The sequence below is a fragment of the Ferviditalea candida genome (assembly GCF_035282765.1).
Lineage (GTDB): Bacteria > Bacillota > Bacilli > Paenibacillales > KCTC-25726 > Ferviditalea > Ferviditalea candida.
The window spans coordinates 48,719-63,500 of record NZ_JAYJLD010000010.1 but is presented as its reverse complement, the minus strand read 5'-3'; the positions used below and the strand labels follow the sequence as shown (position 1 = coordinate 63,500).

Sequence of the window (14,782 nt, the reverse complement as noted above, 5' to 3'; positions counted from 1 at the left end):
CCTTTATTTCAGCAGCTTATAAATTTATCAGCTTTGCATCTCCGTATAGAATCGATCTCACATCGCTTCCGGTGATCATGTCCTCAAGCGTTGTAACGATCAGACGCTCGATCACATTTTGCAATTCCCGGACATTGCCCGGCCAGTGATAGCTTTCCAGAACCTCGAGCGCTTCCTTCGTAAAGCTTGTATCCTTGCGGAAAGCATGATTAAATCTCTGCAGAAGATGAATCGACAATGATACAATATCCTCCGCTCTTTCTCTTAACGGCGGAATCGTGATCGGAATCCCGTTCAGCAGATCGAACAGCCGTTCACTAAATGTATTTTCCTGCACCCGTTTCTTGATGATTTGATTCGTGGCTGCGATCACCCGAACATCGATCCCGCTGTTCAATACCTCCAGCAATTGGGCCTGCGTTTTCATAGAAAGCTCGGTAATTTCATCCAAAAAAATGCTGCCTTTCTCTGCCGATCTCAACAACTCTGCAAGACTCTCCTCAACAGCCCCGCAGTTGATGCGCAGAAAGGGATGATTTTTTCTGCCGCTGTTTTCATGGATGGTTTGAGCAAACACTTCTTTGCCGACCCCGAATTCACCGTACAGCAGCACTGCCGAGTCTGCCGCAGCGATTTGCTTGACCCGGCCCAGCAAATTTTCCATCACTTGGGAACGGTAGATCAGCTTCTTCTGTTCGCTCATCATCATGAATTGATCGAGCTCCCGTTTGTATTGATCCGACTTTTTCTTGAGCCTTTCCAGCTCCTGCTTGAGCTGGTTAATTTCCGTAATATCTTTTGAGGCGACCACTACCTGTTCAAGCTTGTCGCCGTGAAAAACCGGAGTCGCGACAGATAATACCTTTTGTCCATGAACGGAAATTTGCACTTGGGTAAGTTTCTGCTTTTTCCGCTTGCATAGATCGACGATATTGGGCTGGAATATGCCTTTATTCTCAAAATCCCTGATGTTTGCGCCCAACAATTGCTCCGGGCCATCGATCATCCAGAAATTCTTGAGAAGCGTTCCGGCAATCCGAACGATTTCCCCCTCCGCATTGACGGTAATGACCTGCTCATTGGACAGCGAGTAAATCGCTTTCAAATCTTCATGCAGATTCCGTACAAACTCCAACTCCTTGACCGCTTCTTCAAATTGCTCCTTCAAGTAAAAAATGTGTACGATGCCGGTGATCTTTCGGTTCTCAAACAGCGGCGAAAAATTGCCGATAATCCGTTTGAAATTCATGAGACTTTCAATGCTTACCAGCTGCTTGCCGCGCAGAACCTCATCCAAAACCTCATGTCCCGCCCACAAAGCTTTATAATTCCGGTTCATTAAAAAATTGCCGGACAACCCCAGGTTTTTCTCCGCAGTCTCATTGACGAAGGTGATTTCAAAATTCTCGCCGGTTGTCACGATCCCCAGTCCGGAGCTGTTAAAAATTCGGTTCATCTGATTCAATTTCAATTGATTGATCCGATCCCTGGCCTTCATATTCGTACTGAAGCCCGTTACATATCCGTCGGCATCGATTCCAAGATAAACGGAAATATTATGATAAAATTCAACCGGATGGTCCGACGGGACTTTTAGAACATCAACTTGATAGCTTACTGCTGCGCTTAAATCCTTGCCATGCTCGATTTGCGCCAGCAGCGAATTCGAGTCCACATAGCCCACGGGCGTTTCCCCGTCGCAAATCAATACAATTTCCGATGGATGCCGATTGAATGCATTTACGGCATCAAGCAATGTGCAATTTTTCTGCACCATAACGGGGGGCGGCTGCAGGATGTCTCGCCAAATCATCACGGTAATCATTCCTCTAAAGAATTTATTGCCAATACTCCACTGTCCGCTTTTTCATCATGGCCCGATATTGTTCCGTCGACTTCGGCAGGATTTGTCCGGTTTGGGCATCAATAATGACTCCGTAACGGCGAATCAGATCAAGCTGGTCGGCCTCTCCCTTGCGGTACATTTCCTGAACCTTGTCAACGCTTTCCTCGATCCATTCTTTTCGCTGCGCCCGGATATAATCCCGCTCCGCCAGCGTAGCCTGCTCATCGATTTCGAAATGGTCAATTTCCCTGTCGATCTCGACGATGACCACGCCATAGTCCTTTTTCGCCCGTTCAATGGAAACATACCCGTCGATCACATCCTCCATGACCTGATCGGGATCCCGTTCCAGAGGATCGCCCAATCCGCCGCCCCCCGCGGAAGGCCGTGAGAATGAATCCCCTTCCGCCACCTTCACATTGGAAAAGATGGTTCCCACGAAGCACTGATTCTCCTTCCCCGGATTTAACCATGCGCCGTGGGGATAGGAAGGCAATCCCCCGAAAATCCCCCAAGTGACGGAACGGGAACGGTCGCAGCAGTAGGACATGACCGTTTTGTGCAAACGAGTCAGCACGCCTCCTTTTTCCACTCCGCACCCCCCGCGGTGCTTGCCCGGACCGCCGGAGTCGGTGATGATGCTGTGGTGGGTCGTAATCACCGGAGACAGCCGCTCCTGCCCTTCGCAAGGCTGAATGCTCAGCCCCACTCCGAACACCGGGGACAGCGCATTCGCTCCGTCTTTTCCGTTTCTGCCGCCGTGTCCGCCAGCCATCCAGTCATACCACATGAAATAGTTGCCGTATCCTTCCCGCCGGTCCCAGCCGCCGATCAGCAAGTACTCCAGGTTGAAGGAGCATGCCAAAGCCCGTTCGGGCATGATATTCGACCACAGCTCAAAAATGGCGTTCATGATTTTCTCATAAGAGCCTGAACAGAATCCTGTAACCGCAACAGGCCAGGGCGCGTTTACAACCGAATTTTCGGGGAGCTCGGCTTTCACCACCCGGTAAAATCCAGAGTTTAAAGGAATCTCGGGAAAAAATGTTTTGGTCCCCGCAACCACTGCCGAAAACGACGCGCCGTATCCCGAATTCAAAAAACAGCCGATGTAAGGATGCGACCCGCCGAGATCGTAGTAAATCCTATCGCCCTCAATCGTCATTTTCACTTTGATCGGAATCAGGCCGTCACCCAATTCCGGGTCCATATCGATGTAATCGACCGTTTCCCAGGTACCGTCCGGCAACTCGCCGACTTTTTTTCTGGCCAATCTTTCCACGTAATCCTGAACCTCGTCAAACGCCGCCAAAACGGTCTCTATCCCGTATTTTTCAATAAGCCTGAGCAGTTGCTCCTCACCGACCCGCGTCGCCTCGGCTTGAGCCCGCAAATCGCCCAGCCGCTCCTCAGGGACCCGCATGTTGGCCACCATCATGTTGGCCACGTCCCCCAAGTACTCGCCCCTGCTCCAAATCCTGACCGGCGGGATCCGAAAGCCTTCCCCGTAATGATCCTTTGCCTGCACGTCAAAGGAACCGGGCACCGTTCCGCCGACATCCGCCCAATGACCGTTGGACTGCATCAAAGCGATTAATCGGCCGTCATAAAATACCGGTCGGATAATCCGCACATCGCAGAAATGTGTGCCGCCGCGGTAGGGGTCGTTTACCAAAAACACATCCGCCGGATGAATATCGTCGCCAAAATCCTCCAACACCGCTTTGGCGGTCAAATGAAGAGTGCCGACATGCACCGAAATATCCTGCGTTCCCTGCATGATCGTATTTCCCTTGGCATCGCAAAGAGCCGAGCTGAAGTCCCTGTTATAAATGACAAATGAATAGCACGTTCTCAGGATCTGCTCGGACATTTGATCGACCAGATTGACAAAAGCATTCTTCAGCACCTCGAAAGTAACGGGATCCAATCTGCTTTGTTCGACTTGCGTCATTCCAATCACCTCATCCTTCTAGTTATTGATGGTCATGATCATATTCTGATAAGGGTCTATCCGCACTTTGAAATCCGGCGGCACAACCGTCGTGGAATCCAGCTGTTCCACAATGGCCGGGCCGGAAAACTCGGACAGCACGGGAATCTTCGAACGCTCATAAATGACCGTATTCGTGAAGCCGCCCGTTTCTTCAAAATAAACGCTGCGATAGCCGATTACGGCATCCTCAATGGAGCCTTTGGCCTCCAATTTCGGAAGCTCCGGCTTCGGCACGGTGCCTACGGCCGTGATTCTCAGGCCGTAAATCTCGACCGTCTGGTCGCGGTTGGCAAAGGCGTATTCCCTCTGATGCTCGCGATGAAAGCTCTCCAGGGTTTCTTCCAGACTGTGAATCGGCCTGCTTGCCGGTATGGCCAAAGATCGCCATTGGCCCACATATCTCATATCCACATAGCGAAGGAGATTCATATTTTCATCGGCAACCCCTTCTTCCTTCAGCAATTGATAAGCTTCCTTTTCCATTGCCGAAAACTCGGCTTCCAGCTGTTCGTTCGAAATCTCGTTGAATGCGGCAAGAAATGTTTTCGACAAATCATGCCGCACATCGACCAGCAGGCAGCCCATCGCCGATGTAATTCCGGGATAGGGGGGCACAATAACCGTCGGAATTTCCATCTCCTTGGCCAAATGCGCTCCGTGCAAAGCGCCGGCGCCTCCAAAAACGACCAGGGCGAAATCCCGCGGATCATAGCCCCTACGGATCGAGATCAGCCTTAAAGCGTCGCTCATATTGGCATTCGCCACTTTGATGATCGAATTGGCCGCTTGCGAATCTGAAAAATGATAATGATTCCCGATTTTTTGCCTGATCCTGTGAAGCGCCGACTCCTTGTTCAGGGTCATTTGCCCGTTTAACAGCTTGTCGCCGAGCCGGCCCAAAACCAGATTCGCATCGGTATTGGTAGGCTCCTCCCCGCCTTTCATATAACAAACCGGACCCGGATCGGCTCCGGCACTCTGCGGGCCGTTGCGAAGCGAGCCGCCGTCATCGATCCACGCCAGACTCCCTCCGCCGGCGCCGATCGTCAAAATTTCGATGCTTGGAAACCCGATCGGATACCCATACTCGATATACCAATCCTTCGTTACCCGCAGCTCGCCGTTGTACATAAGCGAAATATCGGTGCTCGTTCCGCCCATATCCAGGCCGATCGCGTTGTCGAAGCCGCATAATTTGGCGATATAGGAGCTTGCTATCGCCCCTGCGGCAATCCCCGAGCTGGCAACGCGGGCCGCAAAATGGGGAACCGTGTCGGAGTTCATCACGCCTCCGCCTGAATGCAGAACCAGAACATCGCCTTGATATCCTCTTTCTCTCAATTCCGAGTTAAGCTCCTGTATGTATTTGCCGACGACCGGGCCCAATACCGCATTGACAATCGTTGTGCTCATCCGTTCATGCTCAAACATTTCCGGCAAAATCTCGCTGGATGTGCAAATATAAGCTTCCGGCAGCTGCTCCTTCAAGATCTCCTTTAATTTCAGCTCATTGGCTCCATTGACATACGAGTTGATCAGACAGATCGCGACCGATTCGACCTGCCGCTTTTTCAGCAGCCTGGCCAATTCCTTGGCTTCCTCCAAATTCAGCTCGGCCAAGACATTTCCCGCATAGTCCACCCGCTCTTCGATTTCAAACCGGTCTCTTCTTTTGATGTATGGAGGCGCCACATCATTGTAGGCATCCCAAAGATCCAATTTGGTTCCCCTACGGATTTCCGGAACATCGCGAAAGCCCTTCGTTGTAACCAAAGCCGTCTTCGGCAATTTTCTGGTGATCAGCGCGTTGGTGCCTACTGTCGTCCCATGGGAGAATAAGCTGACATCGGCCAGGGAAATCCCCGTCCGTTCAATGCCGTCCATGATTCCTTTGGCCGGATTGGAGGGGGTGGACGGAACTTTGGTTATCGACATCTCGCCGGTCAATTCTTCAAAAATAAATACATCTGTAAAGGTGCCTCCCACATCAACAGCAATACGATACTTTCCCATTAACCGATCCCTCCCCAGCTTGACAAATCATAATCATAAACTCGCCAGCCCGGCGCTTTCCCGCCGGTTTTTTCGTACAGGGCCTGGGCGGCCTTATTATCTTCAGCCGTAAGCAAGCGCATTATCGGCAAGTTTTCTTTCTTCGCCTGATTCAGAGCCGCATTTAACAACCCTTCTCCCGCTCCCTTGCGTCGATGCTCGGGGTCCACATATAAATCATTCAATAATGCAATTTTCTGCATGCGTGTTGTGCTCCAGATGTAATTCAAAGTCGCAAATCCCTTCAGCTCCCCGTTTTCGGCCGCTGCGAATTGAACGCCTTCATCGGGATGCACGAGAAAGCGAACAATCATCTCTTCAATCTTTTCATCCGGAGGAACCGGACGATTGTAAAATTGAAGATATCCGATGATTAAAGGAATGAGCTTCGGGATATCAATCGGCTGGACATACCGGACGATGAGCTTTGACAATATCGATCTCCCCCTAAACCTCCCTAATTGATATCTTCCTGCACATTCAATCGCTTGGGTTTTCTTGTAAATATCATCATCAGGAAATAATAGAGAATCAAAATCGAAAATGAGAATAACGTGGTCAACACACCAAAAGCAAACAGATTCGGGTGCACCTCAATCGAAAAAGTGCCGAATATCGTTAACGGCAGCGTCAGGTCCGGTCCCGCAGCAAACAATGTCCTGGGGAATTCATCATAGGATAACGTAAAGGCAAATAAAGCTGCGCTGAGCAGTCCGGGAATCACTTGAGGCAGTGTGATCCGCCAAAACGTTTTTAATTCGTTGGCCCCAAGATCCATCGCCGCCTCCTCAATGCTTCGGTCAAACCGGTTAAAGATCGCCAGCATGACAATAAAGGCAAACGGATACGTGTACAGAACGTGGGCCACAAACGAGGTGCTGTACCAGTTTTTGTCAATCCCTAAAGTGTTGGATACCAAAGCGATTCCCAAACCGACCAAAATACCGGGAACCATAATTCCCAAAAGAATCAAATAAAAAACGAGACCAGAGCCTTTAAAGTTTTTTCTGAAGGCTTGAGCGGTCAAGGTTCCCAGAATGGTTGAGACGATCATCGTAATGATGGCCAGCGTCAAAGACCTGAAAATGGCATCGCCTAAATCCAGGGGTGCGACCCTAGAAGGGGGAGTTAACCCAAAAAGCTGTTCATACCAATACAAGCTGAACCCCTGCAGCGGAAACTGGGGCCCGCCCTCAGGACCTACTTGAAAGGACAAAATCGTCAGAACAATTAACGGCGCATATAAAACAAAAATGAAAATACCCGTGTAAATTCCAAAGACGGATTTGAGCGCTTTGTTTTTCTTCATGTCCGAACTCCTCTTTCTTCAGCATCCGTATTTTCAAGGGACACTCCTAAATTTGCTTTCTTAAATTAACGACGCGCAGCAAGAGCGACACCGCAATGGCAATCACAATCGTCAGAACTACGCCGACCACCGAAGCAAATGCCCATTTCAAGCTGCCGACCTGAGTCAAAATAATGTTCCCCAGCAGGTTCACTTTCTTTCCCCCCAGAGCCGCAGGAATCGCAAATTCACCCAGCACCATAACCGTCACGAAAATCGAACCGGCGATTACGCCCGGCTTTGAAAGCGGCCAGTAAATATCCCTGAAAATTTGCAGGAAGCTCGCCCCCAAATCCTGGGCGGCTTCAACCAGATTATGATCGATCCTGCCCAATGAGAAAGCGATCGGTCCTACCATAAAAACGACATAGATTTGAATCATGCCGAGGATCATGCCGAATTCGGAATACAGCAGCACCTCGATCGGATGATTGATAATATGGAAGTATTCAAGCACAATATTCAACGCCCCTTGAATGCCCAGCATCGGCTTCCAAGCCAATACCCTGATCAGAAAGCTGGTCCAAAAGGGAATAATGCAAATCAGCAGAAGCACCGTCTGCATCCTTTCGCTTCTAACCATCTGCGAAATAAAAAAAGCTACCGGATAACCGAGCACCAGCGTGGAGATAAGCACAATCAGCCAAATTTTGACGGTATTCCACAATACACTTAAATAAACCGTGCTGCTGAAAAAATATTTATAATTCTCGGTTGTGACAATCGGTTTGATCGTTGTGCTGCTTTGCGTCCAAAAACTGACGTAAATCATCGCCAAAAGCGGGACGATCAAAAACAAAACCATCCATAATACGCCCGGCGCCAACAGCAATTTGGTGGATAAGCCTTTTCGGGCGCGGATAAAATTCAAGACTTTGTCTATGAAGCCTTCCTCTTTGAATTTCTTGTCCGGCTTCAGGACTTTCGGAGTGGTGGTTTGTTCCTTGGCTTCCGTTATATTCAAATGCTTATTCAACATCCGTCACCTCCTATTGGGTCAGCAATTGTGTGTCTGTTCCATTCCAGCCTAAAATCGCTTTTCCTACAAAATCATTTCTGATTTGCAGATTTCTGCTCTGGTGTTTTTCAATTTTAAGAATTTGCTTGTTCTCCAATTCGATGACAAATTCTACAATCGAACCTTTGAATTCCACACCGTGGACATTGCCGACAACACTGTTGTCGAAATCGTGTGTTGAATTTGCAGGCAGCAGCGTCGCATGATCGGTTCGGAAAATGGCCGTTGCCGCGGTTCCGGGGCTCACGGGTTCGATCAAATTCATACGATCGACCGTGATCGTTCCCACCTCGCTGTCCAGCAGCACGGTTTGCCCGTTCGTTGACGCCACTTTGCCCTGAATCAGGTTGTAATTGCCCATGAAGCTGGCGACGAATTTCGTTTTCGGGTGTCTGAATATTTCCTTGGGCGGACCCTCTTGTTCAATCCTTCCTTCATTCAGCATGATGATCCGATCGGCCATTGCCATCGCTTCACTTTCACTGCCGGTCACATGAATGATCGTGATTCCGAGATTCTGCTGCAAGCCTTTGATCTCGCTTTGCATTCTTACACGAAGATTGGCGTCGAGCGCGCCCAAAGGTTCGTCCAGCAGCAAAATTTCCGGTTCGATGGCCAACGCCCGCGCCAGGGCTACCCGCTGCTTTTGCCCTCCGCTTAATTGATCGATTTTTCTGTTCTCGAAGCCTTTCAGGCCCACAACCTCGATCCAATGCAGGCTTTTCCGGAATCTTTCCTCCTTGTCGAAGCCTTGGTTTTCCAATCCGAATTCAACGTTCTTTTGGACGTTCAAATTTGGAAAAAGAGCGAAGTTTTGGACACATATCGCCGTTTTTCGTTTGAAAGGAGGCACTTGACTCATATCCTCCCCTTCAATCAGTATTTGTCCTTCGTCCGGCGTTTCAAATCCGGCCAGCATCCTCAGCAGAACGCTTTTCCCGCAGCCGCTCGGGCCCAGCAAAGTGACGAACTCCCCTTTATTCGCGGAAAAAGACAGATTGTCGATAACCGTCCGGCCGCCGAATTTTTTAGTCAGATTCAGGCATTGCAAATTAAAGAATGATGGCATCATCTGCATTCCACCTCAACAAAACCTCGGAATTTAATTTCAGGTCAAAATCACTTACGCTTTCATGCTGCTCCACTGTGAAATGAACGCCGTTTTCCACTTCCACGATATACGTGATAATCGATCCGATAATTTCCTCGCCCTTTAACCTGCCTTTGATATAATTCCAACCCGGTTCGCGTTCCGTATCCGTGCCTTTGACGATTTGCGCTTGGTCGGCGCGGATAACCAAGGTGGCGCCGGATTCCGCGGGCAAATCCTTGGAGGTTGCGGCCGAGAAGATGCCGTATGCTGTCCGCAGCTTGATTTGATCGGCTTGCTTGGAGCCTATCTTTCCGTCAATGATGTTGTTTTTGCCGACAAATTTGGCGACGAATTTGGTTCGCGGCAGACCGTAAATCTCCTCAGGCGTTCCGATCTGCTCGATTTCGCCCTCATTCATAACGACAATTTTATCGGCCAATGCCATGGCTTCAGATTGGGAATGCGTCACGAAAATGAACGTAATGCCCATCCGGTTTTGCAATGCCTTCAGTTCCACCTGCACACGGGCCCTCAGGTTTGCATCCAGCGCACCGAGCGGTTCATCCAGCAGAAGAATATCCGGTTCAACAACAAGCGATCTGGCAATCGCGATCCGCTGTCTTTGTCCTCCGCTCAATTCATGAACATTTCTTTCGGCATATTCGTGCATTTGAACGAGCTCCAGAATGTCTTTCATTTTTTTCTTCCTCGTGGCCGCATCAGTTCCGTTCAGCTTCAACCCGTATTCAATATTTTCGGCTACATTCATATGGGGAAACAACGCGTAATTTTGAAAAACCATGTTTGTTTTTCTGCGGTTGGGAGGAATATCGTTGACCTTGCTCCCCTTAATCAAGATATCCCCGCTTGTCGGCTCTTCAAATCCGCCGATCATACGCAAAGTTGTCGTTTTGCCGCAGCCGCTGGGCCCGAGAAAGGCCACAAATTCTCCGGGCTCGATGTTCAGGTTGAAATTATTCACGGCTACATTGCCATTGTCGAAAACCTTTTTCAGGTTTCTTAGTTCAAGATCATATGTTGCCATACGAATATCTCCCGTTTTTTTATTGGTATTCAACAAGGTAAGGAAAGAAAGCGAGGAAGACATCATTAAGATTTCATTCCTCGCTTGTGCTAACTATTAAGCGCTCAGGAATTCATCCCACTTCTTGACATAGTAGTCGTACTCTTTCGGCCACTGATGCCATACTCCGATATGCTTCGTTCTTTCCTCCAAGGAGCCGCCGTCTCTCAGATCGCCTTCCTTGATTCCTCTTTCGGTAGCGCCTACCCAAGGCTTCCCTTCGTACCAGAACTCGTATTTTTCCTTCGGCATTGCGTCCTTGATGGTGGTAACCGGGGAATAATAGCCCTGCTCGGACACCGTAATTGCCGGCCAGCCGGAAAGCCAGAAGTTTGCATAAGCGATCGCGGCCTCCAGATTGTTCGTGCCTTTGACGACCATCGGACCGATTGCCCAAGCGCGGTAACCCTCTTGAGGAGTAGCATACACGCAATTGGTGCCCTGCGCTTTAACCGCCATAACGGCAGGCTGCCATGCATCGGCAACAATGACCTCTCCGCTTGCCATCAAGTTGACCAATTCGCCGAAATCACCCCACAGCGATCTGAACTGTCCGTCTTTCTTCTTCGAAATCAACCATTTAATGGCTGTGTCAAGTTCCTCTTTGGTCAAGTTTCCCGGACTCTTTGTGTTTAACTCTCCCAATGTATTCATGGCCATGGCGACCTCCGGCATGGCGATCAGCGGGTCCGTGTTCAATGCCGTCTTGCCTTTATATTTGGAGTCAAAAATCGCAGTCCAGGACGTAATTTTATCCACCTTATCCGGGTTGTAGCCGATCGAATCGAAGTTGAAAACGGAAGGAATCATCTTCAATGATTTTTTATCGTCGGTATAAATTTGCGCGGATATTTGTGCGTCTCCAAATTGCGGCAGTCCGGTGGTAAACAGTGGTCTAGCATATTTCCAGTTCGGAATCTGATCTACGGGAACCGGATGGATCGCACCCGCATCCCACAGCCCGGGCATTCTTTCTCCGATCATTTCGGCCACATCATACTCTTTGGCGCCGGAGGTGAGAATTTTATTCATGGCATCCGGGAATGTTGAGGCTGTGCCCTTTACATCCTTTACTTTAGTTTCCTTTTTAAACTCCTCTAGAATACGGTCTTGCACGGTTACGGAAAGACCGATTGTGCGCAGAGACTCATCCGTTATGGATTTGGCGGCGGCGCCGGCTCCCGCAGCAGCTCCGGTTCCTGCTGCGGCTCCGGTTGCCGCCGGGGTTGCCGCAGGCTTTGTCCCGCTTGAGCAAGCGGTTAATAGAGACATGCCTCCCATCGCCAAAAAAGCCCCTGCTGTTCCGGCGGTTTTAATGAATTCCCTTCGACTGATCCGTTTTTCATCTCCCATTTTTATTCCTCCTTGTTTTTTTAAAAACGGTTGCCATTCTGAGTCTGTCCGACGGATTGATTTTCGTGAATTTTTATTCAAATGGAGTATGAAGGAATAAGGCAATGAGCACGGAAAATTTACGTCCGCCTTTAAAGCCGGGAATTAACCGCAAAAATCTAATCATATTCCTGGTTTTAACAGCGGTGCAGTGCCATCCCTTTTCCGGAATAACGATTAAATTGAAAAAATATTCACGATCTTGCTTTCGTCGAACAGACTCCTGGTACTGAAAAACTGTTTACCCCCCTTATGTTCAAGAAAGATTTCTACGTTCATTTCGTTTGCAATTATCATGCCAAAAATTATGCGTCGAACTAAAAAAACAAGTCCGATTCCATTGAAAAAGATAGAATGTTCGCAAAATAATAGTGTAAAATAGAGTTGAATTTAAGCTGCAAAAACTCGTTTATGCAAGGTTGCATGTGCCGGCAAATTTTCAAGTTATGAATTTGCCGCTTTCTTAACAAAAAACTTAAATTCATCCGCTCTATGTATTCTTGCATATGCATTTATGCAATTCCCCATAAAATTCAGATATTTTATTAAATTCCGATAGTTCCCCGCGACTCTTGATTTGCTTGTTTGTTTATCATCGCGGAAGTCAACGGCACCTTTGCCGCCAAAAGTGGAACTAATTTCATCGCGAGCCCTTGGTATGAAAATTGCTTCTCTAATAAGGCTTATTAGAATAAGAAGGGAGGTCTTTTGATGTTATCGAATATTGGAATTCCGGGATTGATTTTGATTCTTGTCATCACGCTGCTGCTTTTCGGACCGAAAAAATTGCCGGAGATGGGCAAAGCTTTCGGCCAGACGCTGAAGGAGTTTAAAAGGTCCACCAAAGAGCTTACAGAAGATGTCACCGATGAAATCGATGATGTAAAGAAAACCGCGGATCAGGTTGCTTCCATCAGCTCTGCGCAATCCCATAAATAATTTATCGATTCAAAAGCTCCGTCATAGGCGGGGCTCTTTTTTTTTGTGAGCATAAAAAGCATAAAAAAAGCAGCCTGCAAATATATATGCATGGCATGATTTTTGCTTTTATATTTTGAAGTTTGAATCTGAAAATTACTGTGAGGTGAAGCTCTTGAGTCATTTTGAACCGCGTTACAGCTACGGCGGCGACGAATTTATTTTTGTGGAAATGGATGAAGCCATGAGCCTGGATGCCAACTTTAGGGCCATGTCCATTACCCGGACACTGAAGGAAAAAGAAATACCGGGAATCATGGATATTTGCCCCTCCAATGCATCGTATATGGTCCGTTTCATTCCGGAGGAAATTCATCCCGACAAATTGATCGGTGAACTCAAGCAAATTGAAAAATCGATTCAGAGCCTGAATGATTTCGAGATTCATGCGCGGATTGTCGATGTTCCCATTTTATTTGACGACCCGTGGACCCATGAAGCGTTGATGAGATTCAGAGACCGCCACCAGGATCCGAACTCCACCGACTTGGAATATGCCGCCCGGATCAACGGCTTTAAAAGCAAGCAGGATTTGATCCAGGCCATTTCCGATTCGCCGTTTCTGGTTTCAATGGTCGGATTTGTTCCCGGTTTGCCTTGGTGCTACCAAATGGTACCCCGCGAGCAGCAAATCGAGGTTCCAAAATATGTCCGTCCCCGCACATACACACCGGAAAGAGCCTTTGGCTTTGGGGGCGCCTTCGCCGCCATTTATCCCGTTCAAGGCGCGGGCGGCTATCAATTGTTCGGTGTGGCGGCTGCCCCCATTTACCAAAAAGAGCAAACGCTTCCGGACTTTCGGGATTCGCTGGTCTTTCCCAAACAGGGCGATATTTTCCGTTTTCGCAGCATTTCAATGGACGAGTTTGAAGCGGTACGAACAAAAGTCGAGAATGGAACCTTTAAATACTTGACGAAAGAAATCACCTTTACACCCGATGAAGTGATCGAAAATCCGCGCAAGTTTTCCGAAACTGTTTTGGGGAGGCTGTACCATGATTAATGTGCTTAAGCCGGGAATTCAGACAACCGTCCAAGACAACGGCCGCATCGGTTTTTACGAAATCGGCATGCCTCCGTCCGGCGCGATGGACAAATACTCCTTCGCCATGGCCAATTTGCTGGTGGGCAATGAAGAGAATGCGGCTGCGTTGGAAATCACCTACATGGGGCCGGAGCTGGAATTTCGGACAGATACGACAATCGCGCTGACCGGCGGCGAGATCCCCCCGAAAGTCAACGGAGAGCCGATTCCAATGTGGGAGACTGTTGCCGTCAAATCAGGGGATCGGCTGTCCTTCGACTTTGTCAAAACAGGGGCGCGAGTCTACTTGGCCGTAGCCGGCGGAATCGACGTCCCCGTCATCCTGGGATCGCGCTCGACTTACACGCTTTGCGGAATCGGCGGCTATCAGGGACGCGCCCTGCAGGCCAATGATGTGCTCGAAATCGCAAATATGCATAAGCGGCCAATTCCTCCGGGAACGCGAATTCCTGCGGAATTGATTCCCACCTTTGCCAAATCACATGAGATCAGGGTGATCATGGGACTGTGCAGCTATCGCTTAACGGAAGAAAGCAAACGGACATTTTTGAGTATAGATTGGACGGTCACTCCGGAGGCCAACCGGGTCGGTTACCGGTTTAAAGGGGAAAGGCTGTCCTTTGTCCCCAGAGAGCAGCCCTTCGGTGCCGGCAGCAATCCGTCCAATGTCGTTGATCTGGGATATCCGATCGGCTCCATCCAAATCCCTGACGGAATCGAACCGATTTCGTTATTGAATGACGCCGTCACCGGCGGCGGATATGCAACCGTCGCGACAGTAATCAGCACGGATTTGAACCGGATGGCCCAAATCAAGACCAACGAAAAGGTCCGGTTCGTTTCCGTCACGCTGGAGGAGGCGCTGCAGGCCCGCAGACAGACGAAAGCCGATATCGCAAAAGCAAGAGACTTTATAGGAGGGAATTAAAC

Annotated in this window: 12 protein-coding genes; 3 read left to right on the top strand and 9 right to left on the bottom strand. The window is 49.0% G+C overall.

Annotation, left to right across the window (positions count from 1 at the left end):
• Window positions 1–16: 16 nt before the first annotated feature.
• The 9 genes from VF724_RS09025 to VF724_RS08985 form a co-directional block, all read right to left on the bottom strand.
• The gene (locus VF724_RS09025; protein WP_371753965.1) at window positions 17–1,813 is read right to left on the bottom strand and encodes a sigma 54-interacting transcriptional regulator; all 1,797 of its coding nucleotides are present in this window, start codon (window positions 1,811–1,813) and stop codon (window positions 17–19) included.
• Between the two features lie 25 nt (window positions 1,814–1,838).
• Window positions 1,839–3,800 carry a hydantoinase B/oxoprolinase family protein gene (locus tag VF724_RS09020; protein WP_371753911.1) on the bottom strand — a complete coding sequence of 654 codons (1,962 nt, stop codon included), beginning with the start codon at window positions 3,798–3,800 and terminating at the stop codon, window positions 1,839–1,841.
• 18 nt (window positions 3,801–3,818) lie between these two features.
• Window positions 3,819–5,855 (bottom strand): hydantoinase/oxoprolinase family protein, encoded by a 2,037-nt coding sequence (locus VF724_RS09015; protein WP_371753910.1) that lies wholly within the window; start codon window positions 5,853–5,855, stop codon window positions 3,819–3,821.
• Window positions 5,855–6,328, bottom strand: a complete 474-nt coding sequence (locus tag VF724_RS09010) for a GNAT family N-acetyltransferase (protein WP_371753909.1) — start codon at window positions 6,326–6,328, stop codon at window positions 5,855–5,857. Before VF724_RS09010 ends, VF724_RS09015 begins: the two co-directional genes overlap by 1 nt.
• 23 nt (window positions 6,329–6,351) lie before the next feature.
• The gene (locus tag VF724_RS09005; RefSeq protein ID WP_371753908.1) at window positions 6,352–7,203 is read right to left on the bottom strand and encodes an ABC transporter permease; all 852 of its coding nucleotides are present in this window, start codon (window positions 7,201–7,203) and stop codon (window positions 6,352–6,354) included.
• 46 nt (window positions 7,204–7,249) lie between these two features.
• Window positions 7,250–8,221 carry an ABC transporter permease gene (locus VF724_RS09000; protein WP_371753907.1) on the bottom strand — a complete coding sequence of 324 codons (972 nt, stop codon included), beginning with the start codon at window positions 8,219–8,221 and terminating at the stop codon, window positions 7,250–7,252.
• A 10-nt stretch (window positions 8,222–8,231) separates the two neighbouring features.
• Complete coding sequence (locus VF724_RS08995) at window positions 8,232–9,332, bottom strand: ABC transporter ATP-binding protein (RefSeq protein ID WP_371753906.1); 1,101 nt, start codon at window positions 9,330–9,332, stop codon at window positions 8,232–8,234.
• The gene (locus VF724_RS08990) at window positions 9,313–10,398 is read right to left on the bottom strand and encodes an ABC transporter ATP-binding protein (RefSeq protein ID WP_371753905.1); all 1,086 of its coding nucleotides are present in this window, start codon (window positions 10,396–10,398) and stop codon (window positions 9,313–9,315) included. Before VF724_RS08990 ends, VF724_RS08995 begins: the two co-directional genes overlap by 20 nt.
• A 96-nt stretch (window positions 10,399–10,494) precedes the next feature.
• A complete protein-coding gene (locus tag VF724_RS08985) occupies window positions 10,495–11,790 on the bottom strand; it encodes an extracellular solute-binding protein (protein WP_371753904.1) in 1,296 nt (431 codons plus the stop codon).
• 750 nt (window positions 11,791–12,540) lie between these two features.
• Between VF724_RS08985 and VF724_RS08980 the strand changes: the two genes are divergently transcribed.
• From VF724_RS08980 to VF724_RS08970, 3 genes are all read left to right on the top strand, one after another.
• Window positions 12,541–12,768, top strand: coding sequence for a twin-arginine translocase TatA/TatE family subunit (locus tag VF724_RS08980; protein WP_371753903.1), 228 nt, complete (start codon window positions 12,541–12,543; stop codon window positions 12,766–12,768).
• 154 nt (window positions 12,769–12,922) lie between these two features.
• Window positions 12,923–13,810: a 5-oxoprolinase subunit B family protein gene (locus VF724_RS08975; protein ID WP_371753902.1), complete on the top strand. Its 888-nt coding sequence runs from the start codon at window positions 12,923–12,925 to the stop codon at window positions 13,808–13,810.
• Complete coding sequence (locus VF724_RS08970; protein WP_371753901.1) at window positions 13,803–14,780, top strand: 5-oxoprolinase subunit C family protein; 978 nt, start codon at window positions 13,803–13,805, stop codon at window positions 14,778–14,780. Before VF724_RS08975 ends, VF724_RS08970 begins: the two co-directional genes overlap by 8 nt.
• The last annotated feature ends 2 nt before the right edge of the window (window positions 14,781–14,782 follow it).